Origin of the sequence: Bacillus sp. RCC_6_1 (assembly GCF_041360755.1) — a bacterium.
Classification (GTDB): domain Bacteria; phylum Bacillota; class Bacilli; order Bacillales; family Bacillaceae_G; genus Bacillus_A; species Bacillus_A cereus.
This window is the reverse complement of record NZ_JBFUPV010000007.1, coordinates 94,786-120,308: the sequence shown is the minus strand read 5'-3', so window position 1 is coordinate 120,308 and position 25,523 is coordinate 94,786. Positions and strand designations below refer to the sequence as shown.

Below are 25,523 nucleotides of genomic sequence, written 5' to 3'. Positions count from 1 at the left end.
AATTGAATTCAATATGAGAAAGATAATAGGGTAATCTATTTTTAATTATTTAATGGAAGGGGTACGAGATTGAGATGAATAATTTATATAATGAAAAGACACATACATTGATTAAACAATTATTTCACAAGTTTTCACCAACAGCTCCTGGTTTTGCATATATTGCTAGTTTTGATAGCGGGGTAACTTATAAAGGTACGGTTGGCTTAGCTTCTATAGAGGAAAATCTGCCGATAACCACAAAGAGCGTTTTTAATATCGCCTCAGTTTCTAAACAATTTACAGCGTTTTCTATATTGCTCTTAGAACAAGAGGGAAGATTGGGTTTAGATGATTCAATTGTAAAGTTTGTCCCTTTTATAGGAACATATGCTGAACCTGTAACATTGAGACATCTAATTCATCATACTGGTGGGCTAGTTGATTATATGGCATTGGCTGAAGCAGCAAATATTAAATTTACTGATACATTAACTGTGGAAGAATCACTAAAACACCTTAATGGTCATCAAATTGCAAGGTTCCCTGTTGGCACAAAATTTGAGTATAGCAATACAGGATATTTTTTATTATCACAAGTGGTAGAGAAGGTAAGCGGCAAGTCTCTACGTCAGTTTACAAAGGATCGTATTTTTGACCCTTTAAATATGAGAGACACAACAATTATAGATTACTACCCAAATACTATACCAATTACTAGTGGGTATTCGAAGAATGAGCAAGGATCATATAAAATCTATGAAAGCCCTTGGGAACACACGGGGGATGGGGCAGTTCATGCAACAGTTGAAGACCTGGTAAAGTGGGGGGAGAATTTAACTACAGGTACCGTTGGTGGAAAAGAACTTGTTAAAAGAATGAGCGAAATAGGTCCAAAAATTTCACCAACTGGGAAGACGATTATTGACAATGAAGATTATGCTTTTGGACTAAGGCTTGCTGAAGGTTTTAACTGTCGGTACTTGGAACATTCAGGAAGTTGGGCGGGTTATCGTTCACACTTCATGCGGTTTCCACAAGAATATTTGTCCGTTGTAGTTTTAAGTAACTATGATGGATTTGATTCTAAAAAACATGCTAATGAAATAGCAGAAATTGTTTTAGAAAAGTAAAAAATAGAGGGTAGAAGTCAGTATTTATATTTGCTTTATCCCACGTTGTTTTAGGTGTAATTAATTTTGAGAACGGGAGGCAAGCATAAATTTATGCCTGCCTTTTTAGGTATTAAAATGAATAACGTTATTAAATTTATAAATATACACTGAAAAAACAAAATTCGGAATAAGTATGTTGCTTTAATTGCTAAAATATAGTGGGGAATTCAGGCATGAGGAAATCAAACACTTTTGTCTTTAGATAAATAATATTTTAATGGATTTATTGAATGTAATGAATGCTGGAGGATAAAACTATGAAATATCTAAGAAAAATCTTCAAACGAATTTTGCTTCTATTTTAATGATTATTGGCGTAGGAATACTATTTGGTACTAGCTATGGCCGAGAGCTTCGTATAACAATGGCTGGGAGTATAATAACTTCTTGGCATCCACAATATGCGAAGTATACATTCTTATCCAAAAAGGAACTAGATAAATTACAAGATAGAATTAATTATCCAAAATGGTCAAATAGTGATGAGCGTATTTATAAAAAAATAGCAGGAAAAAGATTAGAAGAATTTAAAAATCAGCCATTAGAAATTGATGTAGAAACGATTAAAAGTAACAAAGAAAGTCGCTTTCTTTTTGAAGGAAAGCTAGTTACTATTAGCAATCCCTTCAATGTTAAACTTGTTAGCCATCAAGGAACACAGGGTGCTAACAGGGGAGAAAAAATTAGTGTAATGGCAAAACGTAATCATGCACTTGTTGCTGTGAATGCAAGTAGATTTGCTGACGAAACAGGAAGGGGTGGAGGAAATGTTGCTACTGGAATTGTGATAGAAAATGGGAAAGCTATTAATACAAATATATATAAAAATACCCCTACAATTATTACGGGTTTAACAAAGTTTGGACAAATGGTAACAGGAAATTATTCTACCCAACAACTTTTGGATAAACAAGTCGTTTCAGTGGCGGGATTTATGCCACAGTTAATTGTTAATGGAGAAAAAATGATTACAGAAGGAGACGGTGGGTGGGGTTCAGCTCCAAGAAGTATTATGGCCCAAAAAGAAGATGGTACAAGACGGTAGACAGACGCATAGTATAGGGGCTACGTTAAAAGAGTGTCAAGATATCCTATATGAAAAAGAAGCTATAAATGCGATGGCTATGGATGGTGGTTCTTCTGCTACGCTATATTTAGGGGGGAAAGGTTATAAATTCGCCTTCCACATTATCTCATGAAGATCGTTATTTACCGAATGCTTGGGTGGTAACAGTAAATTCTAAGCAAAAAATACAGATGACAATAGATGGGGAAAAGGTATATCCAAAAAGATTAGATGAAATTGATACAAAAATTAAAACCCATGTATGAATTACTTATATAGATGAAAATTATGGTTAAAACCGTAGAATGTATAATGCATAAAATCCGTGAAATGAAATTCTTACACAACAAAGAGAAATGAAAATAACACTAAACTTTTTGATGAAATTCACAAAAAGTTTAGTGTTATTTTTAATACAGTTACACTTTCAAGTTCTATTAACTTGTAAGGTCATCTAACTTTAACCATTGAGATTTTCAAGAGCGTTCATTAAATTAGTTCCATCCGGACTACCTAATCCTGTACAAGCATCCCACCCGGAAGATGCTTTATAAGCGCCGTTTCCATTATTTACATTATTATTCCCGATTGTAATATCATGAAATATACCATTTTGAGCCGATAACTTATACAAAACTGGATTGATAAATCCGATTGAGTGACCCAATTGTTGATTGATATTTGCAATTAAACCAGCCCAAAGAGGAGCTACAGCGCTAGTTCCACCAGTAACAGTTTGTTGCCCATTCACTTCAATTTGATACCCTGTTTCTGGATCAGCATTACCTGCCACGTCTGGAACACCACGCCCACTTTTCCCCCCTGGATTAGCTGAAGACGGAACATGTGCATTTATCTGCCAGCTCGGAAGAGGGAATACATCACTCACTCCGCCACCAGTAGCAATTTGCCTTGCAGGACTATTGTTCCAAACAACCTCATTAGTTATTGTGTGATCGTTCCCTTCTAAACGTGTTCCACCACATGCTAAAGCAAAAGGACTAGATGCAGGGAAATCAGTGTGAAGTAATTGGTCTGGTGCAGAACCATCTTGGTTAAAATCTGATGAACCATTATCCCCCGCGGCACAACATACTGTTATGCCAAGTGTTGCAGCATCTTGGAAAGCTCGATCTAAAGCTATTCTAGCTTGATTTGTCCAGCTATCTTCAGATGCACCCCAACTTATAGAAATTACAGAAGGTTTGTTAATTTGATCATGGATGGCTCTGTTGATACCATGAAGAAATCCATCGTCGGTATTTGGTGCAAAATACATAGCAATTTTCACCCCAGGAGCAACTGCAGCCGCTACCTCAATGTCTAACTGCACTTCACCATCTGCAGCATCCCCTGTTTGGTTATGTGCTCCATCTACAAGTACATCAACTAGTTTAGGTTGAGAAACTCCTAAGCGATTAAAGTATTGTACTATATCATTAGGATTGTATCCCCCGCCAAATTCTACAATAGCGATGCATTGGTCCTTACAATTTAAAGATGGAAAATTATAAAGTTTTGCTACTTCGGGTGGTGTAAATGTTTTTCTTGCAGCTGCACTTACAACCTTATCTTCTTCCAACATACAAATATGTGGAGACACTTGTGGTCTGTTATCTAATCCTAAAACGGCTTCAACAATATCAGAAATTTCTTCTGGAACATGTACATGCCCTGTACGTCCGCGATATGTAAAGTCAGGATGCTCATATTGTGCAAGCTCCACACCAAATGCTGTACTGAATCTATCAACAGTTCCCGCTAACCTAACCGTTCCAGCAGCAGCATTTATGTCTTTTACCTCTAGTCCTTGTTCATTTGCAAATGCTTCTATCTTTTTCAAATCATTAGGATTAGCGCCATGCTTGGACTCAAACTCTTCATGGCTAAGGTGACCACGTTCTGAAAACGGACTAGTAGTTGCTTTTTCAATCATAGATTTCAACTTTTCAGTATTAGAAGGACGTTTAACAACAATGGTTACTAACATCTTTTCATTTGGGTCAGCTGAAGCCACCTTCTTTGCGTTAGATGGGACGTTACGTTCACTACCTGAAACCCTAACCAGATTCTTGTTCATTTTTTTACACCTTACTTTCATTATTTTTAATATTGTTAATTTGCTATATTGTATTGCTACTAAAAAATTAAAAGCAAACATAGCAACCTTATTATGTACTTATTAAGTATTTTTATACTCTATTAAAGAAACATGCATTTAACATATATATTGATTTAAGAAGATAGATAGGGAAAACATATTATATCTATATGTATATAAAGTGTTTTTGAACTTATAAAACTCAGATTCATATGTGGAATTATAATATTTAGTAGTTGTTATAATGTAAATAATCCAGTTCTATTCCTACAAATTCCAGCTGTTAAAGCAGAGTTTGCTAGTGAGAATACAGAATTTATAAAAAAGTTATGGTTATAGTAGAAGGAAAATAGTCTGTTTAGTTTCAAAGGAAACATTATAGGTACGTTTTATTTTTTTAGAGCAAGGAAAATATTGCTTACTTGATCGTTACGCTTAAAGCAGGAGCTCCTTAAAGATATTACTATTTTAATCCGGGTGTTTTTCTTAAGCAGCATTAATGTTTATTCATTAGTTCATATTATTTTTGTCTTTAATTTTTCATTTGGATTAGCTAGGGATGGTATATTTGGATTTTTTGATAATAATTCTTTCTTTAGGAATAAAAAACTCTTGAAGTGATTTAGGTTTTATGAAAAGCTAAATCACTTCAAGAGGAGGAGTAATACCGTTAAGGAGATCCCAAGTACTTAATCCAAAAGAATACTCGAAATGCGGATAATCAACTAGGGTAGTAAAACGCCCACCCCAATTTAAACCAAGTTTTTCTCCTATATACCCCATTTGCTTGAATTTTTTGATGTTACCCCAAGGTATAGAGTTATTTTCGTATGGTGCAGCATCAAATGCCAATCCCCAATTGTGGTATGATTCCCCGCCCCGAGCATTTGTAACCTTTTTACCTGGTTGCCATCTTCCTAAAGAAAATAAATGGTCTTGTTCATTCCAACTCCTAAATGCGGAATATATTCGAACATCTAAGCCATTAGCTTTTGTTAATTCAAGAAACTCTTTAGCCAACATCTCAACATATGGGTGTAAGGAGTGTAAGTGATTAGAGCTAGTATAAAATTCAGATTGAGAATTGGGATTAAACAATTTATGGCGTGTTCTAGGTGTAATATCTCCAGAAGGGTATAAATTTTGATCTTTTTGGTATTCTTGTATGGCTTGGGTAGTCGATACACTGAATAGCCCATCAAGTTCTCCAAAATATATCCCCATAGATTGCAGCTTCTTTTGTATTAATATTACGTTCTCAAACAATGATCTCCATGTGTTAACTTCTACTATTCCATTTGGATTTAATTTATTTTTTTCTTGAAAAATTTTTGTACATTTATTTGTTTTTTCGTCAAAAAAACCGGTAATAGCAAGCTTCTCGTAGTTTACTCCCAAACCGTTTAAATTTAATTGGAGGACTGTTACATAAGATCCTGTAGAGCCTAATTTTAAAGTGGGTAAATTCTCCATATTTCACCCCTTGATTTTAGAATACTGTTATTTATTATAGCTGAATTGAACTTTAATATGACTGGTACTAATCGTATAAGAAATAGCGGTTAATATATTCAGTTTTATTCACTCAACTTGCTAAAAGTAAAGTTACTTTATTTAAATATTTGTAAGTATTTTTTTCTATGCTTTAATTATAGATTTTAAAGGAGTAATTCAAAAAAAGTGCTTTATAAATCAACTGAAATCTTTAATTTATAACTTTCTTTGTTATAAGCAAGTATAAATTTGAATTACTTAAAATTATCTTTGTAAATAAGGTTATTTAACTTTTATAGTATGTAACAAAAGTGTAACTAGATTAATCTTTTGGATTGAAGAGTTATTTTGGATAGATTAGCAGAAGATAGTGAAAAAATAGAGTTGTACAAACGTGTGTTCTGATGATTTTAGAGAGGATTTGAGCAAGTATAAAATTGAGTTATATAAAATTATCTTTGTAAATAAGGTTATTTAGCTTTTATAGTATATAACAAAAGTGTAACTAGATTAACCTTTTGGATTGAAGGAGATTTAGGATAGATTAGCAGGAAGTGGTCAAGTATTAATAGAGTAGTCCATACTTATTTTTTTAAAATCTATAGAATCTTTAAAGAAAATAGGCAATTATATGATTTCAAAAAATAGAGTTGAGCATAATATCATGGATAAAGGGCCTTTTTATTTTGTTTATATACGAGAGTTTTAATATAAATAGGATTTGATGAGAGGAGAGATGAATTTGTATAATTATCCACCATATTCTTCAGGAAATTCTAAACCACCACATTCTATAGCAGGAGTGAGTGATGAAGGTCAGGAAGCTTTTTATCGGCAACCAAGTGGCAAGATATTTGCAAAAATATATGAAAAAGGTACAGAAAGACCGATTAAGGGTGTCAAATTATCAATTTATAAAATGACAAATGAAGGGCGTATTTTAGCTTCCCGACAAAGTGAGGTTATTACTTTATATACGAATGAATTCGGTGAAACAAATACAGTTGCCTTACCTACGCCTCCTAAAGAAAATGCGGCCGATCCATTAGGGCCTAAACCATATTCAGAGTATGCAATTTCCATTGAAGCTACAGGTTATGCACCTGTAGTACTACGTGGTACACAAATTTTTGAAGGTGTTACTGCAGTTCAAAAAATGGAACTTATACCTATTAGTGGCGCGGATGGACGGGATTCTGTTGAAATAATTGATATTCCGGAACATACATTAATCGGACAATATCCTCAGCAGGAATCGCAGCAGGAACTACAAAAAGAAATCAAGACACAACAAGAGACAAGAGAAGATAGCGATAGAGATATTGTGATACCTGAATTTGTTATCGTTCACGATGGTCATCCAAATACGCCCGCACGAAATTATAAGTTAAGATTTAAAGATTATATAAAAAATGTGGTCGCTTCCGAGGTTTATCCGACTTGGAAAAAAGAAGCATTGTTAGCCAATGCTCTTTGCATATTGACTTTTACATTAAACCGCATTTATGTAAATCCTTATAAAGGAAAAGGATTCACCATCACAAGTAGTACACAGTTTGATCAACAGTATGTTCATGGGAGAAATACCTTTGAATCTACTGATGATGCAGTGGAGGAGGTATTTAAGCAATATCTTGCAAAGCATGGGGAAAACACACCATTCTTCACGCAATATCGTGCTGGTAAAAAGCAACCATGCCCATTTGCAAGTCGACCAGGAATGCTTTATCAATGGGGGACAGCATGCCTTGCAGAACAAGGAATGAGTTATATGGATATTTTAAAATACTACTATAAAAATATAGAAATTCGTTTAGCTGATTTTATAAAAGTAATTAAGTCATTCCCAGGATATAATTTAAAGGAAGGAGATCAAAATACTGCTGTTGAAACCATTCAAAAATATTTATTCCATATAAGAAAAAGATATACAGATATTCCTGAAGTAAGAGTAAACGGTACATTCAATTCAAGTACTGCAAACGCAGTTAAGGCTTTTCAAAGACAGTTCCAAATTTCTGAAAATGGGGCTGTAGATGAGGTAACTTGGAATAAAATGAATGATGTATATGTGTATGTTACTAATCTCCCTGGCATGTATCCTATTTTGCACAATGGTAGTCAAGGAGAAAAAGTAAGGGAATTACAAAATTTATTAAAGGATTATGGTTTTTACGAGGGTCAATTAGATGGATTTTTTGGCCTTGGAACTGAAAAGTCAGTGAAAGAGTTTCAGAAGATAAAAAGTTTTACTGTTACAGGAGTAGTGCGTAAAGAACTATGGATAATCCTTGAAGCAATACAATATACTCTAGGAACTTCCCGAACGCCTTTAACAAGTAATTCAATGCCACAGCAAACGAATACAGGTTTAAATCTTAAAACACAAGCGCCTTCTCAAAATCAAAATCCAGTATCTATTTATCCCTCTTCTATGACAAATGTGTCCAATTATCAGCAAGCTCAATCATTCTACAATAATAATAGATATTATCCCTTTTCTTAAATAGTGATGTATGTAAAAGTGACAAGGAGTAATTAAATGAACAGACATAGAGGGAGGACGAATAGATTTGAATGAAAATTATTCTTATCCATTGGATTTAGGACAGCAAATTTATTATCAACCACATCTATTTTTTAATGAAAATCAAATTTATTATGATACACGGCATTCTAATCGGGCATCAACTGGTAAATTAATTGTATCTGTTTATGAAATGAATACAGATAAACCTATTAAGGGTGCAAAGGTATTCATTCGTAAGCAAGAGGATAGTAGTCAAGTTATTGCTACACTCCAAACAAATGACATTGGTTTCACAAGTCCCATTTCTCTATCAGCGCCTCCTAAAGAGTATTCTCAGAATCCTTCAGGACCTAAACCTTATACAGAATATGTTCTTACAATCGAAGCACCTAACTATGGAGTTAAAATAATTAGAGGTGTACAAATCTTTCCGGAAACTACAGCGAAACAAAGAGTGGAAATGGTTCCTGTTAATCGAACAGGAGAACGCCAATTAATTGAAACAATTAATATTCCTCAACATGCATTAACTGAATATTATTTAGAGAGACAACTTCGATCAAACTATCCCCGTTTTTCTCACTTTCCTCAACATGCAAATAGCTTAAACATCCCTCAATACATTATCGTTCATGATGGAAATCCTAATGAATTAGCTCCAAGATATAAAGTGGAATTTAAGGAATATATAAAAAACGTAGCTGCTTCAGAACTTTATCCAACATGGCCTAAAGAAGCTATTAAGGCTAATATAATTTGTATAACATCTTTTGTATTAAATCGTATATATAATGAGCATTATTTGGAAAGAGGGTTTACTATTAGTAGTACTCCTTTGTTTGATCAATCTTATAATTATGGTAGAAGTACGTTTTCTCAAATCGATGATATAGTTGATGAGATTTTTAATCAGTACATTGTAAAACCGTATAGTATTGAACCAATACTAATTAATTATTGTAGTGGCATAAGAAATGAATCAAATGAATACTTCTGTAGATGGGGAAGTGTATATCTTGCTGAGCAGGGGAGAGATTATTTTAGTATAATTCGTGCCTTTTATCCACTATCAGAGATTAACTTTTTATAATTAACAAGTTAATAATGAAAATCTAGAAAGGAAACTGAACATTGTTATTATTAGAAACATTATAGGATATGAAATACTACTTGAAGCGTTAAGATTTTTTATGTGGTACTCAAAAATAAATATAAATTTAAAACCATAGAAGTAATTAGATTCTATGGTTTTTCTATATGTAGTTATTAAAAAGTATATATTAGGTTTACTCTGTTAAAATAAAGAAAACTTTCTCCTTAAAAAAGTAAGGGAGTAAATATTAAGCTTTTTAACTAATATTTATTAGATTTATGAAAAAAATTCAAGAAGAACTCAATGAAAAATCAATGTAAATATGCAGCACATGAAGTGACAGGTACTGTTAAAGTGGCTGGGCAAACTAAAGATATTAGTAGAAGGGTTTACCGTATGAAAAGTATAGATTGGGATTACGTCGCCTCACCATCCGTTAATAAAAGCGGAAAGTCGAATCTTCAATTAGCTTTAGAAGGCGGGGTACATTTTACAAAAGATAACCACAAAATTGAGTTACATCATTTAACGCAAAAAGAACCTGGAGCAATGGTTGAAATACCAGCTAATAAACATGATGAATTCACTAAAGCATTGAATGGTTTTGTAGAAACAGGAGAAAATTTTAGAAACGACAAAGAGCTATATAAACAGTATAATAATTTTAGAAATAACTATTGGAAAATGAGAGAAAAAGAACATTTAGAAGGGAAATAAATAGATGAATGACAAGATTATTTCAATCATTTCCACATATGAAAAAGATGGTGATTTTATGGGAGGGGTAAATGAAGATACAATTCGAGAAGCAGCACAAATGTTAAACACTACGTTCCCAAACAGTTATCATTGGTTTTTAAAACAGTATGGTAGCGGCGGACTGGATGGTATAGATATCCATGGTTGTGAGACAACAGCTGCATATTCTTCCGTTGTTTACTACACCAAGTTATATAGAGAAACATATAACCTTCCTGAACAATACATTGTTTTAAATGATATCGATGGTACTGTGACATGTTTAGATACCAATCAAATGAAAGATGGCGAGTGCCCTGTTGTCTTTTGGAGTCGTTTTTCAAAGGAACTGTATGCCATTACTTATAAAAACTTCAGCGACTATCTATTAGATTCTTTACAAGAATCTGTAGATAATTTGTATGATGAGGATTAATTGATTATTGAATACTAAGAATCATATTTTATGTAATAATATATATTTATAGGTTTCAGATAATTTTACTGTTTTGATTTACAAAGAAAAAGCCGATTATCTTGAAGTGCACCCCAATTGTTAGACACAGTCTAACAATTGGGGTGCACTTCATAGGAAGATACGGCTTTTTTATGCATAAAGAAAAGACACCCTAAGGTGCCTTCCTCCGACTTGAACCACTTTAATTTTAATAATATGCATTTGGACTTTCATCCAAATAATATTTTACAATATTAAGTGATATTGATGATTGAGAAATATGAATTGAATCTATTGTTTTACTTTTAAGCTCTTTTCGTATTCTTTAGCTTCATCAACATTTTTAAATGTTTTTAAATCGAATATCTTTTCTCCATCAATACATACAACTAATACTCCATCTTGAGCTTGAAGAACACTACCTACATTACCTTTTCCAAGTGAAATACTGAAGGGATTCTCTACATTTAATGATTTCTTTTTAGCAAGATAATCTTTAAATGGCATACCAATGGATAGTTCGTCTTTTAAGCCTTTAATAGTGTTACCAGAAGTAGTTGTTGGTTGTTCCTTTTTTGTAGCCTCTTCTTGCTGTTTGCGTTGCTTTTCAGCCGTCTCTTGTTCTGCTTTCTCCTTTTTCACAGTCCCTTTTCCTTCAGCTTTCTTTGCTTTCTCCGCTTCCTTTTGTGCTTCTTGCTCAGCTTTAGATTCTTTGGAAGTACTTGCTGTCTCGTTAGATGAACATGCTGCTAATCCCATAAATAAAGCGAAACAAGTAAGTGTTGTTAATAGTTTTTTGTTCATAGTATGTATCCCCCAGCGTTTAAAATGTAAGATTTACCTGAACTATCATAACAAATATAATCACAACTATTTTGTCATATTATGTCGAAATGAAATAAAAAAAACACCCAAAGGCGCCTTCCTCCGACTTGAACTATCCTGTATTAATGCCCTACCGATTAATAAATTAAATTATAAAAATAATTTGTTATACTTCCGTGTACCCTAGCTGATATAATGTATAAGGAAATTATTGGTTCACATATATTAGGGAGGCATAAGTCATGATAGATATAATCGAGGTAATCTTGTCATTCTTTTTACTTGTTACATATTCCATTCGTTATCTATTTTCAACAGGCGAAAATAGGAAACAAGCAAAAGCAGATCTAAAGGAATTTTGGGCTAGTAATGAAGGACAAGGATTATTTGGTGCTGCTGTGGGACTGGTAATTTCTGTAATAATTTTTGGTTATTTGTTGACGACGCAAATAAATTTTTAACTAAGAAGAAAAGTATTAAAGAAAACAAGATATTAAATAATATATAAGGATCTCGCCATTTCTGTTGGATGGTGAGTTTTTTAATGTACAAAAGAAAAGACACCCAAATAAGAGTGTCTTTTCCCATAGTTTTTAGCAGAAGCAAGAAGCTCCAACAATAATTAATAAAATAAATAATACAACTAATAAAGCAAATCCTCCTGCAAAGCCACAGCCGCCACCGCAACTACCACCAAAGCCCATAATAATTCCTCCTTTAAATAGTAGGAGAAAAATAAGGAGTCACTCATGTATCTTAATGGATTCAAATTACTTTATGTTTTTATGGATTAAATGAGCAGGTCCTTTTGAAAATAAGGGAAAGATGATCTAAGGCGCTTCACCTGAAGAGGGGTACGGCCAGCATTTTTGAAAAAAACACGCTAAGAGTATTCAAAGTTTTATGCAAAAAATAGGGGGACACCGGGAACCATAGGGAAGCCAAAATGCGTTCTAGAATAGGAATGTATAAAAAGATGCATAGAGTGATAGAAAAAGGCGAATCCCTTCTGAGATTAAGGGGGCACTTTTTTCTTCGCTACCGATAATGTTGCGTTATGTTAACTTTCTATGAATATCATATTCAACCAAAATTACCCTTATTGATGGTACAATTAAAGCCTTGGAGGGATATTATGGGGATTATTTTATATTTTTCATTTTATTTTGGAGTACTGTTTCTTATAATTGGTACTGCATTAGTTTTATTTATTATGGCTGCATTACCAAAAATCTGGAGTAAAAATCTATCATTCGTAATGATCGGTTTAGGGATAAATATACTTACCATTCCGTTATCTTATTTTATAGGTGGGATGGCAACAGATTCTCCTGATAGTACTAGGTTAGATTTTTGGAAAGGATTTTTCTTTATTCAAAAAATACCGCTCTTTTTACTGATTTTTTTATTATTTTTAACTGTGGTGTTGTGGTTTATTCGTAAGAATAAGAAAAAAGTAAACATGTAGAATTTTAAAACGACTTCCAATAACGAATTTTATGTAAATTAGCCTCTCTTGTAGGAGCTAGTTTTTTCTTAGTGTGGATTTTTTCAAAAATGCTGACGGTACCCCGCATAAAGAAACTGTTGAAATAGCCTGTTTGTAAATGAATTGTTGCTTTCCGTGACTAGAAACTAGCACTGAAAATTTATCAACAGCGATAATGATTCCTGGCACCCTTATTCCATTTATTAAAAATATCGTTACTAATCTTTTTCCCTCTATTAACTTCTTATAAAAATTTTCTTGTGTATGCATTAATAGTTTCTTCCTCTCTTTAAATGTTCTAATCTTTTTAGATCCTTCTTATGGATGCAAAAAGAACGGTATAATTATAATGTTTTCGATATATTAAGATTTTAGGATTTTATTATATTGTTATTCTTACACAGAGATCCCATATAAAAATAAAAGTCCTCACAATGAAGTGAAGACCTTTGTTTTTTTTCATCCACCAGTATGGCCGTGAGCATATTGTACGATTTTATCCTCGCTAAGAGCTTTTTGTGTATCAGTTACATTGCTAGCGTTAAACATAAACGTGAATACGGCTGTTAATCCAATTAAGCTAGACATTACTTTTTTCATTTTAAAGCCTCCTTTTCAAAGTTTTGTTCTTCTGCTTGATGGCTAAGATAAAAATAATCGCTTGCTTTTGAACGGTTATTTTCTTGGTGGAATAAAACTGCTAATTTTTTAGCGTATTTCTGTACGTACTCATGTAGATTTTCTCTCTCAAAATAAGAGGTTCCTGTTTTAATTGTCTTCTCTAATTCGTCAGCAGAGACCTTTTGATTTAATTTTTCTAAAATTAAAAAGTGATGTTCGTATTCTTCATTCTGTAGCTCTTTACAAATCTCTAAGCCTTTCACTATAAGATTAGAAGTTTCTTTGGACTCACCGATTTTCATATGCTCCCTAGCTTTAATAAAGATTGCTTTATAATCTTTAGGGAGTTCTTGTATTACTTCAGAGAGGTATCGTATTGCTAGTTCAGATAAATTTTGACCTGAATACATTAAACCTAAGTTATGGCGTACAAACGTGATATTCTTTTCTTCACCAGATTTTTTGAATGTATTAATAGCTGTAATGAAATGTTCTTCAGCTTCCTCAAATTGTTTTAAATGAGTACAAGCTAATCCAATTAAATTATCACATAATCCAATATTAGTTTCATATCCTGCATGCTTTTTAAAGATATCCTTTGCCTTGGTAGCTTCTTTGATTGCAGCAAGCGGTTTATAAATATGATAATGGAAAGTTGATAATTTAAAATGGAATTCAGCATGCTCAATTTCATCGGGAATGTGTTTTAAGAGTAATTCAGCTTGATTATAATGTTCTTTTGCACATGTAAAATCACCTGTTATATTTGAATGAATAGCTTTAAAGAAGTGGTAGTAGTATTGTAAGAACTGATCTGCAGGTTCACCCAATGAATCTACTTTATCAAAACTATCTTTTCCAATACTTAAACTATCAAGCATATATTGATGACGAAAGTCTAAAAGAGCATAGTATAAAAGTAGGTTTTGATCTTCTTCAATGTTATGTATTTTTTGATCAATCTCAAGTTTTAAATTATGTGCCTTTCCTACATGTCTGGCACGTATCTCTGTATACCAGTCATTTAACATTTTGGTAACTTGCTCGTTCCCCTTTACTGAAACAATCATTATATATTCCCCCATCCTATAGAAGTATGCTAATGTTATATATTACCATTGTAGCAAAATCCCCTACGCATTTAACTATTTTATATTTATTTTTCAATAAAATTCAGAAAAAAACAGTTAATTAAAGTATCCTACTGTCCAGAGATAATAAAGTTGTTTAATTTACAATAAATTCGTTTAAAACATAATAAAGTTATTTAAAAAATGCTGGTCATGTTCTTCAACAATTGAGCCATTTAATTGAATAAGACTACACAAAAAGTTGCTTTCCCTTACGTAAGGAAAGTGACTTTTTAGCTTGATTTCCCCCTTGTTATTAAGCTATTTATTTTAAGTTCTTTTGACAAATATTGAAAATATTATTGACTATTCAGTTGAACTGTATTACTTTATTATTAAGTTGAACTATATAGTCGAACTGAATAAAGGGTGAGGATATGAAACATAAATTACTACCGTTGTCTGAAACCATGCATTATATTTTATTAGCTATGCGTGAGCCACTCCATGGCTATGCCGTAATGCAGAAGATAGAAAAGATAAGTAACGGTACTGTTACTTTAGCAGCTGGTACATTATACGGTGCGATTGAAAACTTGAATAAGCATGGTTGGATTGAATCTGTTGGAGAGTCAGGTCGGAGAAAAGTTTATATGATAACTGCGGAAGGAAGTGCCATTTTGAAAATGGAGCAAAATAGGCTATTACATATTTTATCCCTGTACGAAGGAAGTGAATCGAATGAAGAAAGCTAAGATATTTTTTGATATCGAAAAAGAGGAGGAATGGCTGAATGAGCAATTACAAAAAGGCTATCGTTGTACAAATATTAGTGGATTAGGAATATACACTTTCGAAAAAACCGACAAGAGGTATGTGATGCGACTGGATTATCAAGATTATTTGTCAAAGAAAAAGTTTAAAGATTACAGAGGGATATATGAAGATTTCGGTTGGAACTATATAAAGGGGCCCTGGCTTAGTGGAACTCGATATTGGCAAAAAGAAGATGATGATCAAAATGAAATCTTCTCGGATCGCCAATCAAAGAGCAATTATTATAAAAGATTGATGGGTTATTCATCTGGTATTGGTATACTGTTATTGCCTTATTTTCATATGCTTTACAAGAATTCAGGTGTATATTTAACTGAAGGTCTTTGGAGTATGAAAGGTGCATTGTTTTGGAAAGCATTATTATTTGAAACTCCATTTGTCCTTTTGAGGTTGCTTCCAGCCCTTATGCTTGTTTTCATTGGTATCAGCTTCTATAAAACTTATCAAAAGTATTCAATGTTAAAAGAAAAATAAACGTTTTTGAAATCTTCCAGGATCGCGCGCTATTTTTTGAATAAACCTTAGATTTCCAAACGACTTTATTGTTATATTTTTGAGTACAGTGAAGTATCTGATATCGAAAATTAAATAACTATATTTTAACCCCGTCCTAAATTTAGTACGGGGTTATGCTTGTTTTAGGTATTAAAGTTAAATAACTTTATTGTCTTTATACACCTACTTATATTTGAATCATAACTCTCACTTTAATAATTCACGCAAACGTGATATAGTTGAAGTAATTCGAATTATATCACGTTTGCGTGAAAGGAGAATGAATTAATATGAAAGCGGAACGGATTTTTGAAGGTACTAGTGCAGATGGTATATGGAATAAGGCTATATTCAAAGTAAAAGAAGGTAGCTACTATTATATATCTGAGAATAGTACGATTGAGGTAACTGACAATGAGTATCTAAACGTAGAAGTGTTAGAAGAAGTCCATCAGGGAGAGGATCATAATTTGTTTGCGGTAAAAGGAGACGAAAGAGACATGATGCAGCAGTTAAAGATGGACGGATTTAATTTTGAAAATGTTGATTGGGGAGACCTTAATCTATTGGATAACGAAATTATGAGTAGTACGGATGCAATAGAAGAGTGGGGAATCGAATCATCGACATTACGTAAAAGAATAAATGATTTCCCAAAAGGCTCAATCCGTAAAATTGGTACGACATATGCTGTGACTCGATTTGGAATGCGTTGTGTTTTCGGTTCGAATAAGAAATAAGTAAAAATAAAGTAGGGGAGGTAGCGTTCGATGAAGAATCACACAAGGAATTCTAAGGGGCAATTACTACAAACTAATAAGAAATGGTCTCACCTAAAGCAAAAACAGCGTGAAACCATATTAACTTGGCTGAGAGAGGCTTATATAGAGAAGATTAAGGTTCATAACCGTAGATTAAAACCGAGAGAACATGAGGATGTTCTAGAAAGTGTAATGAGTAAAATCTATGATCGTGAAATTTGGATTCCGGATTACGAAGTCGAAAAGTATTACAAAGGAAAAATAAATAAATGGTATAACAAACATATTTTATTGGAAGAAAAAAGTGAAAAGGAGGAGAATATATGAGACATAGTATCGGAAATGCGAGTACTTCATATATAATCCGTCTAATTTTAAATGATTTAGACACATTTATTACAGCTGGAAAAAGGGAATTTGATTTTTGCCCAGAATCGGGACTATCCTCTGTTGAGGAGTTACTTGCGGATTGGTTGGAATGGTTTAATTATTACCCACAAGGTATATCGCCAGGTGAATTAAAAGAAATTGAAAGGGAGATAGGTGAATTGATGGGGAGTATGTTTATATGGTCTCATCATATTGAAGAAAGAGAAGGATTTATAAAGCAATTTAGCGATTATTTCGGGAAATATATAGGTTTCTTTAAATTAGTTAGAGATGTATATCTTGAAGAATTGAAAGATAAGTTGTTATATTAATATCTAAAAAATATTATCTAAAAATGTTAGGATATATAATATCTAAGAAAATAGTTGAAGAGTAGGGTTGCTATATTAAGATTCGTTTTTTATCTAGCAACTAGGACAGTATAGAAAATTTATAGGTGTAGGTGAATGTAGCGAAAAAACCAATTTATTTAAATTCTTTAATGATAGTAAAGTTAAAGAATTAAAGGAAATATACTTGAATATAAAAGCCAATATGGTTATTGCATTTTTTAAAATGATAGTGGTTAATAGAACTTAGATTTATTACTAATAAATTAAGTTAAAACGGGAGGATACAATGGTTGAAGTAAATGAAATTAAAAGAGTTGGAACAGAAGAAAATAGAAAGAGAATAAGTAGTTTTATAAGGAATAATAACAAGTCTATCAATTTAAAATTAGGGGAAATTTCAAAATTGGAACAAATTGGTCAAGGCGGTAACGGGCTTGTTTATGCTGGAATTCAAAATAATAAAGAGGTTGCAATAAAATTTCTTATAGAGGATACACAATCCAGTAAATTAGACCGTTTTAAAGCAGAATATTTTAACGTTAATTTAATAGAAGATCGTACTAACATTGTTAATTATATAAATTATGAAGAAATTAAATTTGATGATGGTTATTTAATTCCTGCTATTATTATGAAAAGGTACGACAAAGCACTAAAGAAGTTTAGAGAAGATACTCCTGAAATAAATGAAAAGACTTTTATAAAATTATTTAACTTTTTACTTGATACATTAGAAAAAATACACCAATATGGAATAATACATAGAGATATTAAGCCTGAAAATATTCTAGTGACAAAAGAAATTGACTTTGTTTTAACTGACTTTGGTATTGCTAATTATAACCCTGAGTTATATATACTAAAAGCAAAAACTGAAAAGAAAGAACGATTAGGTAATTATGAGTTTTCAGCTCCTGAGCAAGCAAAGAAAGGTGTTTCTCCGGCCCCTTCAATGGATATATATGCTCTTGGTCAGGTGTGTCAATGGTATGTATTTGGAGAAACCCATAGAGGAACAAATAGAAGGAGAATTACTGCTGCCTTTCAATCAGAAGAAATAGAAGTTATAGAAATAGTATTAAATAAGTGTCTTGATAATAACCATGAAGGACGATACCAGAGTATTAATGAGATACGGGAACATATAGAACAAATTAAGAAATCCAGAAGAAAAGTTGATCCCTTTGACGAGATGTATATGTTAAATGATGCTATTAGTGCTACATGCCCATTCGTGTCTAAAGGTCTACAATTTGTTGAAGATGAAAAATATATAAAAAGACTAGTTGAAAATATTAACAAACAAAACTTCAAACTTAAACTTTGGTATAACACTGGAATAGGAAATCTTGATTTCGGCAGTCTAAAGTATTTGGGTGATAAAAAGATTTTGTTAAATTGTAGAGAAATAAAAATCAAAGGAATATGGCTGTATATTGGTAGTGTTTATGATGATTTAATCATGCTTGAAACGGAAGATAACGAACCTTTTATTATAGATGGAGAAGAGACATATAGTGCACTTATAATAGACAATAAACACATAGTACATAGTCATCACCTGAATTCAGGATATGTAGAAATTGAGGACGAAGTATATCGTCTTAGTGAACTTGAAGTAGAAGATCGTGATAGATCAAATCCTTATAAGTATTATTTTATTGGTACTCAATATCACTGTTCAATATTTTGGAGAAATGATCGTATTTTGAATGATTTTCAAGAAAAAAGAATAGCCAATAGAAAAACAGTAGCAAATTTAATAGAAGATTTAAGAATTGAAAAACATGAAGAAGTAGTATATAGATTATAGTGCAATAATAATGTTTTTATAAAGAAGGACCATACATCATAATAAAGTTTTCCGTTGTGATATAGGTGAAGAAATACCAATATAACGAAAATGTCTGTTATTATATTGAATTATTTACTTTCAACTAACAAGAGCTTATTTAGATAACACATGAACTATTTTGCATTTTCAATATTCCAGAATCGGGCACTATACTGGAGAAAGATTTGCTGAAATGAAAAGACTTTTTATAAAATAATGATTCAATTTAAAAAATTAAGAGTGTGTTTCGATTAAATTTTTTGGAACTCGCTCTTAATTTTTGTTCATTTATCAAGGTTACTAGAACAAATTTGATCAAATAATATTTCAAAGCTACAGTAAAAGATGGATATATCAAATGTTTTACTGAATAAGAGAACAGATATAAAGGTGTAGCTTACCCAAAATAATTGCATAAATGTAGATTTTGTACAATTATTTGTATTTTTTATTCAAATTGTCTTCTTTCCAAGCGATCAACAGCCTCACGTTTCTTCTCATTATTAATATTTGTATAGATACTAGTAACTTCTATAGAAGTGTGGCCAAGTTGATCTCGCAGTAATACAAGATCCTTGTTTTCTTTATAATGGTTTGTTGCATATGTGTGCCGTAGTTTATGAGGGCTACGTTTCTCATCAAATGCACTTGAATACTTGTCACATAACTTCTGTATAGATCTAACAGTTAACTGTGTATATTTCCCCTTATAATTTGTTACGAAGAGTAAGTCTTCATCTTGGGGGCAGTTATATTTACCAGGACGAACTTTAATGTATTCCTGAACATCATCTAAGCAAGAGCGGGTAGCTAATATAGAAGATCTTTTATTACCTTTACGCGTCACTTCTACTTTCCCTTGACGGAAGTTTATACTAGATATAGTAAGACTAGCTACCTCGGAAACTCGAAGGCCAGTACCTAAAATAAGGCTTATGATGGCTATGTCTCTTTCTTTATCACGCTGAAAAAAACTATATTTCTTTGGTGATATATCGTTCAACATTTCACCATAATCATTTGCTAGAAAAAAGGATTTTTATAAATAATATTTACTAATTATTACTTAAAATAGGAATGAGTGGTATAATTCATCTGAAAGTTAGATAGTAATTTATCATAAAAAGAGAGGAGAAAGAGAATTAATGAGTTTTTTTAAAGAAATAATAAGTTTTTTCAGTGTTTTAGATTTAGGACCCAAAATTTTAATGGCAACTTTAGCTACAATGGTCTCTACAACTGTAGTAAACTTAATTCAAATAAAACTGAAAAACAATAAGATAGATTCAGAAATGGTTAGTATCTACAACCAGATTCTAAATCAAAGGAATGTAAAAAAGGAAAAATCAAAAAATAGGAAAAGTCTTAGTAACTTCATAGCAAGTATGTTTGCAATTATATTAATTAGTGAACTATCAAAGTCAATGGAAAAAACAAAGAAGAGAAGGATGAGAGCAAAGAGAAAAAATAGAAATAAACTTATTATCTCTGCATTATTTTTAGAGAGTAAGATGAAAAAAATACATAAAGCTTATTTTACTATAGGATTCGGAAGTATATTATTACTAGCATTATCGTTTTGTTTTGCAATTCCCTTATACATAAATATAATTCCTTTTCTTTTTGCAATATTAGCTTGCAGTTATCAATTTTTACTTAAGTATCGAATAAAGAATGGTTTGTTTGGAACAAATGATTATGAAGCGAGGGAACTAGTAGAATTTATTATCCGAAATAATGATAAAATTAATGGAAATAAGATTTTCAATGAAGAAGCAATATGCAATACTATTGTAGATTTTTCAAATTATGTGAGGAAGGTGCAGTTATTAAATGAACATTGATTTTGATAAAATTACATCTTACTTATATAAATCGATAGATATCCTGTTACTAAAGCAGCCAGAAAGAACAGCGTATGGTATCGTACTTGGTGTTGTGCTTATTGGAGTGAAAAATGTTGTAGCTGAATTTACCATAGGAAAGATTAAGAGTGCTATTCATAATTTTAATACAATCTCAGTTTTTTGTTTAGGTATTATTCTAGTAAGACTAGATATACTTTTTAAGCGAGAGCCCTTAAATAAAGATGTAATGATTAAACTGAACACTCTCAAGGCAATAATTAAAGAAGGGAATTTTACTCAAAAGGAGCAAAGAGAAATATATAGAAAATTTATACAAAATATATCCTCAGATATTGATTTAGGTGAAAGTAAGAATAAAGGTAACGCTACAGAGCAAAGTTCTTAATTCAATTAGCATTAATAATTAATGATTTTTCAGAGGTTTCAATTCATAATATTGAACAACGTATGCCGTTATTCATTTTGAGATGAAATGTGTCTTTTGTTCTAATAAACGATAATTTTTGGCATAGTCATGTGAATTTAGTGAAGAAAAATCTGAATTTAGGTCTGTAGCGCTATATTGGTACCAAAAGACGCTTTTAAGTTTCAATAATAAGGTAAAATAGTAAAAAGCACCTTGTTTAGGTGCTTTTTTTTAATGTTGGCATCAATTCATTTTTATTCGAACTGCCTTTTTTCTAATCGATCTATAGCTTCACGTTTCTTCTCATTATTAATATTTGTATAGATACTAGTAACTTCTACAGAAGTGTGGCCAAGTTGATCTCGCAGTAATACAAGATCCTTGTTTTCTTTATAATGGTTTGTTGCATATGTGTGTCGTAGTTTATGCGGGCTACGCTTCTCATCAAATGCACTTGAATATTTATCACATAACTTCTGTATAGCTCTAACAGTTAACTGTGTATATTTCCCCTTATAATTTGTTACGAAAAGTAAGTCTTCATCTTGAGGGCAGTTATATTTAGTAGGACGAACCTTAATGTACTCCTGAATATCATCTAGGCAAGAGCGAGTAGCTAATACGGAAGATCTCTTATTACCTTTACGCGTCACTTTTACTTTCCCCTGACGGAAGTTTATGCTAGATATAGTAAGACTAGCTACCTCAGAAACTCGAAGCCCAGTGCCTAAAATGAGGCTTATAATGGCTATGTCTCTTTCTTTATCACGCTGAAAAAAACTATATTTTTTTGGTGATATATCTTTCAACATTTCACCATAATCATTTGCTAGAAATTGAAGAAAAGCAACATCATCTTTTTCATTAAAAATCATGTTTGCAACGTCATCTGCTCTTGCTGCTGCATCTACTTTCTCCTTATGCAGTTCAATTTTCTTCATTACATTACGTGAAATGTAATTTTCCCCTTGTTCATTCTCTGTATTTTGAGCTAAGTACTTGAATAGGGATTTTAAAGCAGAGAAAGTTCTGTTTATTGCTCTTGTCTCAATACCTTCTCCCTGGAGATATCTTTGAAAAGTTCTAGCTTCATTTAATGGTAGATTTTCTAGTGTTGTAATTGGTACATCACATATATTAGTGACCACCTTACCGTTTTCAACGGCTAATCGATTACTTATAAGCCATTTTAGAAACTTTTCAAATTCAGTAATGTAAGCATACAATGTAGCGGGGGAGAGGACTGTTTTCATTTCTGCATACTCTATGATATACCAGGGCATTTTAATTTTATGTTTATCTATTAGTATTTTAAACTTTTCTTTTTCTTGGTTACTTATGTTGTACACCTCAAATCAAATAATGTAAAATAATTTTTAAACTAATACTTAAACCGATATTTAAACTAACTATTTTAAAAAATAAAGGGGGGTGAAATGTCTAAGAAAATCTATAAATTATTACATAATAAAAGCCACAACTCATAAGAGTGTGACTTAAATGTTTTTATTCAGCTTTGAAGCGTAAAGTGATTAAAACTCCTAGTGTGAGTTCAGTAATTACAACTACATCTTTTTCTTTTTCATCATCATAATCAACTGATTTTGTTTTTCCGCCTACAAAGTTAGCTGAAATACTTGTTATTGATTCTGAGTCCAGTAATTTGCCAATCTCAATATTTTGCTTCTTAGGTACGTGACCTATGTGAAATTCTTTACCGTCTAAATTAACAATTACCTTAATAGCATTTTTATCGAATTCGTTATTAGGATCTTTTACAAATGAGATATAATCGCCAAATTCAACATCTTCAAATTCAGATGCTTCTATCCACATTTCTAGTAATTCTTTATTAGTATATCCACCGTATGATTCAATATTATATTCTTTGGCAATTGCACGAGCAATTCGTTTTAGAAGTGGCTGTATATCTTTACCTTTGTCATTATCAAAAGTAACCCCTGCGACATTAAAAGTAAGGGGGTTACTGGTATCTAATTCAATTGGTAAAGGGGCTGGAATTGTTTCCGATTCTTGTTCTAAAGTCTGTTGTTCGGGTATGATTTCTTCAGTTTCTGTTCTAGACTCTTCTACATATGTATTTATTACTTCCACGACTTCTTCATTGATATTTTCTACTTTAGATTCATGATGAGTGTGGATGTTCGTGTTAACATGATCTATTGCGACTGTATTAGTTTCTAAATCGGATATTCTTCGGACTTCTTTTCCCTTTGCTTTAAAATCCTTTTTATATTGCTTAAAATCCTGTTTATCAACTCTAAATTTCTCGCCAGTAGTCACATTCTTCACTACGTATGTTTTAACTATGTATGAATAATAGATAATAAATAAAATATAAGATATCACAAGAGTTGGGATAGCCAAGATAATTGCTGTAATAAACAATATAACATCTAAGGCAGTAGGTATTCGTTGTAAGATTATTCTCTTTCCGGCAGCAGCTTCAGATTGCTGTAACTGTTGTATACGTTGTATCGATGCAATTGAATCATAACTCATGAAAAAACCTCCTTGAAATAATACCTAAATCATACCAATTTCATGCAACAACTGTAAATATTACATTTCGATAAATTCATTAAAGGTATTAATATGTTTTAATGCGAACTTACCCATATTCCAAATGTAGTTGATTTAAAAGTATCATTTTGGTGTAAGAACTTAATTAAGTAAAGGTTATGAAAGTATTCCATACGGAGTGGTTTCCATTTTGTAAAGAATCGTAATTGAATGGTAATATTATTATAACTAGATTTTAAAATTCAAACACCTTCTTTCATTGTATTATTATGGAAGGAGGTGATGAGATAGTGAACCAAACTCAAGAATTGGTTAATGCACTTGCTCCTATTGTAAGTTTAATTGGTGGGGTTGCATTTTTATCTTATTGTATTTCGGAGGGAATTCCGAATTTAATTAATAGCATTAGAGATTTATTCTAATTAGTTGTTGTCTAATTTAATCGAAGGAATGCCTTTTATTTTGTCGAATTATACAAATTGAGAAGGTGGTGAACAACTTGGAAAGTAAAACAATGATAAGAGTAAATCTTGTTGATGGTAACAAGCATGTATTTGAAATGACCTTAGAGCAATTCGAAGGGAAAGTGACAGATACAGATAAGTCTTTTAGGAAAAAGCTGTATCGTATAGAGGATGTTTTAATTAATCCTGAGCATGTTACTTCAGTCGTTCAATTTGAAAAGAAACCAGTAAAAGTAAGAAGTACTAGAGGTATATATTAATAATTATAAAAGCATTCCACATGGAGTGCTTTTTATTAAGTAAAGATTATAATATAGAGAACTATCCTTTTAATTGAATAGCGAAGGAGAGATAATGATTTGGATAAACTTATAAAAGAAATTATGAGCAGTTTGGATAATGAAAATTATTTATCTGCGTTAGCTTTAACACTTACACTACCCGATATTTGTGGGGAAATCGCATATCCTGAAATTAAGGGTGTAGGGAAAAGGTATGCTCAATGGTATAACGAGTACATACATAAATTCGAAAATCCTGATGGAATGGAAAATGTCGATAGGTTTGATGGTGATGCAGTTTATAAGTTGCGTTGTAATTTTCTCCATGATGGATCAAGTGATATTAGAGAGTATATGAGAGGAAAATATAATCAGACAGTATCTAAGGATTTCGTTTTTGAGTTAACGGATACTATGACTTCTTATAGTAAGTCTTGGGAAAACAATGAAGATGATTGTAGTATAAGAATTGAAATAGGAGTAATCGACTTTTGTCATAAAATGTGTTTAGTTGCTGGGAATTTTTATAATGAAAATTCGGAACAAAATATTTTCAACAATATTATTATTTCTGATGATTTATATAAGGTTTTGCGGCTTAATGATTCAAATAAAGCTTAAGAATACAATCAATCAATAGTTATAAAAGGTCATGTTTAAATAACGTGGCTTT

26 protein-coding genes and 3 pseudogenes are annotated in these 25,523 nt (G+C 31.9%); 19 read left to right on the top strand and 10 right to left on the bottom strand.

Annotation, left to right across the window (positions count from 1 at the left end; translation table 11 throughout):
- Positions 1 to 74: 74 nt before the first annotated feature.
- Both AB6801_RS19915 and AB6801_RS19910 read left to right on the top strand, forming a co-directional pair.
- Positions 75 to 1,112, top strand: coding sequence for a serine hydrolase domain-containing protein (locus tag AB6801_RS19915; RefSeq protein WP_330939368.1), 1,038 nt, complete (start codon positions 75 to 77; stop codon positions 1,110 to 1,112).
- A 299-nt stretch (positions 1,113 to 1,411) separates the two neighbouring features.
- Positions 1,412 to 2,486, top strand: a pseudogene (locus AB6801_RS19910) (phosphodiester glycosidase family protein).
- A 194-nt stretch (positions 2,487 to 2,680) separates the two neighbouring features.
- On the opposite strand, the gene AB6801_RS19905 reads toward AB6801_RS19910, so the two are convergent.
- Positions 2,681 to 4,300, bottom strand: a complete 1,620-nt coding sequence (locus tag AB6801_RS19905) for a S53 family peptidase (RefSeq protein WP_330939369.1) — start codon at positions 4,298 to 4,300, stop codon at positions 2,681 to 2,683.
- Positions 4,301 to 4,960: 660 nt separating this feature from the next.
- Positions 4,961 to 5,794: a peptidoglycan-binding protein gene (locus AB6801_RS19900; protein WP_370941147.1), complete on the bottom strand. Its 834-nt coding sequence runs from the start codon at positions 5,792 to 5,794 to the stop codon at positions 4,961 to 4,963.
- 763 nt (positions 5,795 to 6,557) lie between these two features.
- Between AB6801_RS19900 and AB6801_RS19895 the strand changes: the two genes are divergently transcribed.
- The 4 genes from AB6801_RS19895 to AB6801_RS19880 all read left to right on the top strand — a co-directional run bounded on the left by AB6801_RS19895 (position 6,558) and on the right by AB6801_RS19880 (position 10,612).
- Positions 6,558 to 8,321 carry a peptidoglycan-binding protein gene (locus AB6801_RS19895; RefSeq protein WP_098330016.1) on the top strand — a complete coding sequence of 588 codons (1,764 nt, stop codon included), beginning with the start codon at positions 6,558 to 6,560 and terminating at the stop codon, positions 8,319 to 8,321.
- Positions 8,322 to 8,388: 67 nt separating this feature from the next.
- Complete coding sequence (locus AB6801_RS19890) at positions 8,389 to 9,435, top strand: SpoIID/LytB domain-containing protein (RefSeq protein WP_098330015.1); 1,047 nt, start codon at positions 8,389 to 8,391, stop codon at positions 9,433 to 9,435.
- Positions 9,436 to 9,741: 306 nt separating this feature from the next.
- Positions 9,742 to 10,155: an HNH/ENDO VII family nuclease gene (locus AB6801_RS19885; RefSeq protein ID WP_240528384.1), complete on the top strand. Its 414-nt coding sequence runs from the start codon at positions 9,742 to 9,744 to the stop codon at positions 10,153 to 10,155.
- Between the two features lie 4 nt (positions 10,156 to 10,159).
- The gene (locus AB6801_RS19880) at positions 10,160 to 10,612 is read left to right on the top strand and encodes an SMI1/KNR4 family protein (RefSeq protein ID WP_098330014.1); all 453 of its coding nucleotides are present in this window, start codon (positions 10,160 to 10,162) and stop codon (positions 10,610 to 10,612) included.
- Positions 10,613 to 10,924: 312 nt separating this feature from the next.
- Here AB6801_RS19880 and AB6801_RS19875 read toward each other — a convergent pair whose 3' ends face one another.
- Positions 10,925 to 11,437, bottom strand: a complete 513-nt coding sequence (locus AB6801_RS19875) for a hypothetical protein (protein WP_370941146.1) — start codon at positions 11,435 to 11,437, stop codon at positions 10,925 to 10,927.
- 272 nt (positions 11,438 to 11,709) lie between these two features.
- Here AB6801_RS19875 and AB6801_RS19870 point away from each other — a divergent pair, with 272 nt between their 5' ends.
- Positions 11,710 to 11,919, top strand: coding sequence for a hypothetical protein (locus tag AB6801_RS19870; protein ID WP_098330025.1), 210 nt, complete (start codon positions 11,710 to 11,712; stop codon positions 11,917 to 11,919).
- Between the two features lie 132 nt (positions 11,920 to 12,051).
- Here the strand turns inward: AB6801_RS19870 and AB6801_RS19865 are convergent, their stop codons facing one another.
- Positions 12,052 to 12,162 carry a YjcZ family sporulation protein gene (locus tag AB6801_RS19865; RefSeq protein WP_000505681.1) on the bottom strand — a complete coding sequence of 37 codons (111 nt, stop codon included), beginning with the start codon at positions 12,160 to 12,162 and terminating at the stop codon, positions 12,052 to 12,054.
- Positions 12,163 to 12,593: 431 nt separating this feature from the next.
- Here AB6801_RS19865 and AB6801_RS19860 point away from each other — a divergent pair, with 431 nt between their 5' ends.
- Positions 12,594 to 12,926 (top strand): hypothetical protein, encoded by a 333-nt coding sequence (locus AB6801_RS19860; protein ID WP_141532392.1) that lies wholly within the window; start codon positions 12,594 to 12,596, stop codon positions 12,924 to 12,926.
- Between the two features lie 108 nt (positions 12,927 to 13,034).
- On the opposite strand, the pseudogene hfq reads toward AB6801_RS19860, so the two are convergent.
- The 3 genes and pseudogenes from hfq to AB6801_RS19845 all read right to left on the bottom strand — a co-directional run.
- Positions 13,035 to 13,217, bottom strand: a pseudogene (hfq, locus tag AB6801_RS19855) (RNA chaperone Hfq); the annotation flags it as partial.
- Positions 13,218 to 13,406: 189 nt separating this feature from the next.
- Positions 13,407 to 13,547, bottom strand: a complete 141-nt coding sequence (locus AB6801_RS19850; RefSeq protein WP_000757474.1) for a hypothetical protein — start codon at positions 13,545 to 13,547, stop codon at positions 13,407 to 13,409.
- Complete coding sequence (locus AB6801_RS19845; RefSeq protein WP_330939373.1) at positions 13,544 to 14,638, bottom strand: Rap family tetratricopeptide repeat protein; 1,095 nt, start codon at positions 14,636 to 14,638, stop codon at positions 13,544 to 13,546. Before AB6801_RS19845 ends, AB6801_RS19850 begins: the two co-directional genes overlap by 4 nt.
- Positions 14,639 to 15,075: 437 nt before the next feature.
- Here AB6801_RS19845 and AB6801_RS19840 point away from each other — a divergent pair, with 437 nt between their 5' ends.
- From AB6801_RS19840 to AB6801_RS19815, 6 genes are all read left to right on the top strand, one after another.
- The gene (locus AB6801_RS19840; RefSeq protein ID WP_098330011.1) at positions 15,076 to 15,393 is read left to right on the top strand and encodes a PadR family transcriptional regulator; all 318 of its coding nucleotides are present in this window, start codon (positions 15,076 to 15,078) and stop codon (positions 15,391 to 15,393) included.
- On the top strand, positions 15,380 to 15,949 hold the full coding sequence (locus tag AB6801_RS19835; protein ID WP_330939374.1) for a DUF2812 domain-containing protein: 570 nt from the start codon (positions 15,380 to 15,382) through the stop codon (positions 15,947 to 15,949). The genes AB6801_RS19840 and AB6801_RS19835 overlap by 14 nt, the downstream gene beginning before the upstream one ends.
- Positions 15,950 to 16,260: 311 nt before the next feature.
- Positions 16,261 to 16,710, top strand: coding sequence for a helix-turn-helix domain-containing protein (locus AB6801_RS19830; protein ID WP_330939375.1), 450 nt, complete (start codon positions 16,261 to 16,263; stop codon positions 16,708 to 16,710).
- A 30-nt stretch (positions 16,711 to 16,740) separates the two neighbouring features.
- Positions 16,741 to 17,058, top strand: coding sequence for a transposase (locus tag AB6801_RS19825; RefSeq protein ID WP_330939376.1), 318 nt, complete (start codon positions 16,741 to 16,743; stop codon positions 17,056 to 17,058).
- Positions 17,055 to 17,432, top strand: a complete 378-nt coding sequence (locus AB6801_RS19820) for a hypothetical protein (protein WP_001216408.1) — start codon at positions 17,055 to 17,057, stop codon at positions 17,430 to 17,432. Before AB6801_RS19825 ends, AB6801_RS19820 begins: the two co-directional genes overlap by 4 nt.
- Before the next feature lie 307 nt (positions 17,433 to 17,739).
- Positions 17,740 to 19,266 carry a protein kinase domain-containing protein gene (locus AB6801_RS19815; protein WP_370941145.1) on the top strand — a complete coding sequence of 509 codons (1,527 nt, stop codon included), beginning with the start codon at positions 17,740 to 17,742 and terminating at the stop codon, positions 19,264 to 19,266.
- A 469-nt stretch (positions 19,267 to 19,735) separates the two neighbouring features.
- On the opposite strand, the pseudogene AB6801_RS19810 reads toward AB6801_RS19815, so the two are convergent.
- A pseudogene (locus tag AB6801_RS19810) lies at positions 19,736 to 20,317 on the bottom strand (tyrosine-type recombinase/integrase); the annotation flags it as partial.
- Between the two features lie 115 nt (positions 20,318 to 20,432).
- On the opposite strand from AB6801_RS19810, the gene AB6801_RS19805 reads away from it, so the two are divergent.
- The gene (locus AB6801_RS19805; protein WP_370941144.1) at positions 20,433 to 21,131 is read left to right on the top strand and encodes a hypothetical protein; all 699 of its coding nucleotides are present in this window, start codon (positions 20,433 to 20,435) and stop codon (positions 21,129 to 21,131) included.
- Positions 21,121 to 21,540, top strand: a complete 420-nt coding sequence (locus tag AB6801_RS19800; RefSeq protein ID WP_370941143.1) for a hypothetical protein — start codon at positions 21,121 to 21,123, stop codon at positions 21,538 to 21,540. The genes AB6801_RS19805 and AB6801_RS19800 overlap by 11 nt, the downstream gene beginning before the upstream one ends.
- Positions 21,541 to 21,815: 275 nt before the next feature.
- Here the strand turns inward: AB6801_RS19800 and xerS are convergent, their stop codons facing one another.
- Both xerS and AB6801_RS19790 read right to left on the bottom strand, forming a co-directional pair.
- Positions 21,816 to 22,901, bottom strand: coding sequence for a tyrosine recombinase XerS (gene xerS / locus AB6801_RS19795; protein WP_370941155.1), 1,086 nt, complete (start codon positions 22,899 to 22,901; stop codon positions 21,816 to 21,818).
- Between the two features lie 166 nt (positions 22,902 to 23,067).
- Positions 23,068 to 24,084: an HIRAN domain-containing protein gene (locus AB6801_RS19790; RefSeq protein WP_000119471.1), complete on the bottom strand. Its 1,017-nt coding sequence runs from the start codon at positions 24,082 to 24,084 to the stop codon at positions 23,068 to 23,070.
- Positions 24,085 to 24,395: 311 nt separating this feature from the next.
- Here AB6801_RS19790 and AB6801_RS19785 point away from each other — a divergent pair, with 311 nt between their 5' ends.
- The 3 genes from AB6801_RS19785 to AB6801_RS19775 all read left to right on the top strand — a co-directional run bounded on the left by AB6801_RS19785 (position 24,396) and on the right by AB6801_RS19775 (position 25,471).
- Positions 24,396 to 24,527, top strand: a complete 132-nt coding sequence (locus AB6801_RS19785) for a hypothetical protein (protein ID WP_001077079.1) — start codon at positions 24,396 to 24,398, stop codon at positions 24,525 to 24,527.
- A gap of 77 nt (positions 24,528 to 24,604) precedes the next feature.
- Positions 24,605 to 24,829 carry a hypothetical protein gene (locus tag AB6801_RS19780; protein ID WP_000444415.1) on the top strand — a complete coding sequence of 75 codons (225 nt, stop codon included), beginning with the start codon at positions 24,605 to 24,607 and terminating at the stop codon, positions 24,827 to 24,829.
- 99 nt (positions 24,830 to 24,928) lie between these two features.
- Positions 24,929 to 25,471, top strand: coding sequence for a hypothetical protein (locus tag AB6801_RS19775; protein WP_000359346.1), 543 nt, complete (start codon positions 24,929 to 24,931; stop codon positions 25,469 to 25,471).
- Positions 25,472 to 25,523 lie beyond the last annotated feature (52 nt).

What these genes read in the sequence shown, in the direction of transcription:
- AB6801_RS19915 (WP_330939368.1), top strand. Translation starts at nt 75, where the DNA reads ATGAATAATTTATATAATGAAAAGACACATACATTGATTAAACAATTA.
- AB6801_RS19905 (WP_330939369.1), bottom strand. Translation starts at nt 4,300, where the DNA reads ATGAACAAGAATCTGGTTAGGGTTTCAGGTAGTGAACGTAACGTCCCA.
- AB6801_RS19900 (WP_370941147.1), bottom strand. Translation starts at nt 5,794, where the DNA reads ATGGAGAATTTACCCACTTTAAAATTAGGCTCTACAGGATCTTATGTA.
- AB6801_RS19885 (WP_240528384.1), top strand. Translation starts at nt 9,742, where the DNA reads ATGAAAAATCAATGTAAATATGCAGCACATGAAGTGACAGGTACTGTT.
- AB6801_RS19880 (WP_098330014.1), top strand. Translation starts at nt 10,160, where the DNA reads ATGAATGACAAGATTATTTCAATCATTTCCACATATGAAAAAGATGGT.
- AB6801_RS19875 (WP_370941146.1), bottom strand. Translation starts at nt 11,437, where the DNA reads ATGAACAAAAAACTATTAACAACACTTACTTGTTTCGCTTTATTTATG.
- AB6801_RS19865 (WP_000505681.1), bottom strand. Translation starts at nt 12,162, where the DNA reads ATGGGCTTTGGTGGTAGTTGCGGTGGCGGCTGTGGCTTTGCAGGAGGA.
- AB6801_RS19860 (WP_141532392.1), top strand. Translation starts at nt 12,594, where the DNA reads ATGGGGATTATTTTATATTTTTCATTTTATTTTGGAGTACTGTTTCTT.
- AB6801_RS19850 (WP_000757474.1), bottom strand. Translation starts at nt 13,547, where the DNA reads ATGAAAAAAGTAATGTCTAGCTTAATTGGATTAACAGCCGTATTCACG.
- AB6801_RS19845 (WP_330939373.1), bottom strand. Translation starts at nt 14,638, where the DNA reads ATGATTGTTTCAGTAAAGGGGAACGAGCAAGTTACCAAAATGTTAAAT.
- AB6801_RS19840 (WP_098330011.1), top strand. Translation starts at nt 15,076, where the DNA reads ATGAAACATAAATTACTACCGTTGTCTGAAACCATGCATTATATTTTA.
- AB6801_RS19835 (WP_330939374.1), top strand. Translation starts at nt 15,380, where the DNA reads ATGAAGAAAGCTAAGATATTTTTTGATATCGAAAAAGAGGAGGAATGG.
- AB6801_RS19830 (WP_330939375.1), top strand. Translation starts at nt 16,261, where the DNA reads ATGAAAGCGGAACGGATTTTTGAAGGTACTAGTGCAGATGGTATATGG.
- AB6801_RS19825 (WP_330939376.1), top strand. Translation starts at nt 16,741, where the DNA reads ATGAAGAATCACACAAGGAATTCTAAGGGGCAATTACTACAAACTAAT.
- AB6801_RS19820 (WP_001216408.1), top strand. Translation starts at nt 17,055, where the DNA reads ATGAGACATAGTATCGGAAATGCGAGTACTTCATATATAATCCGTCTA.
- AB6801_RS19815 (WP_370941145.1), top strand. Translation starts at nt 17,740, where the DNA reads ATGGTTGAAGTAAATGAAATTAAAAGAGTTGGAACAGAAGAAAATAGA.
- AB6801_RS19805 (WP_370941144.1), top strand. Translation starts at nt 20,433, where the DNA reads ATGAGTTTTTTTAAAGAAATAATAAGTTTTTTCAGTGTTTTAGATTTA.
- AB6801_RS19800 (WP_370941143.1), top strand. Translation starts at nt 21,121, where the DNA reads ATGAACATTGATTTTGATAAAATTACATCTTACTTATATAAATCGATA.
- AB6801_RS19790 (WP_000119471.1), bottom strand. Translation starts at nt 24,084, where the DNA reads ATGAGTTATGATTCAATTGCATCGATACAACGTATACAACAGTTACAG.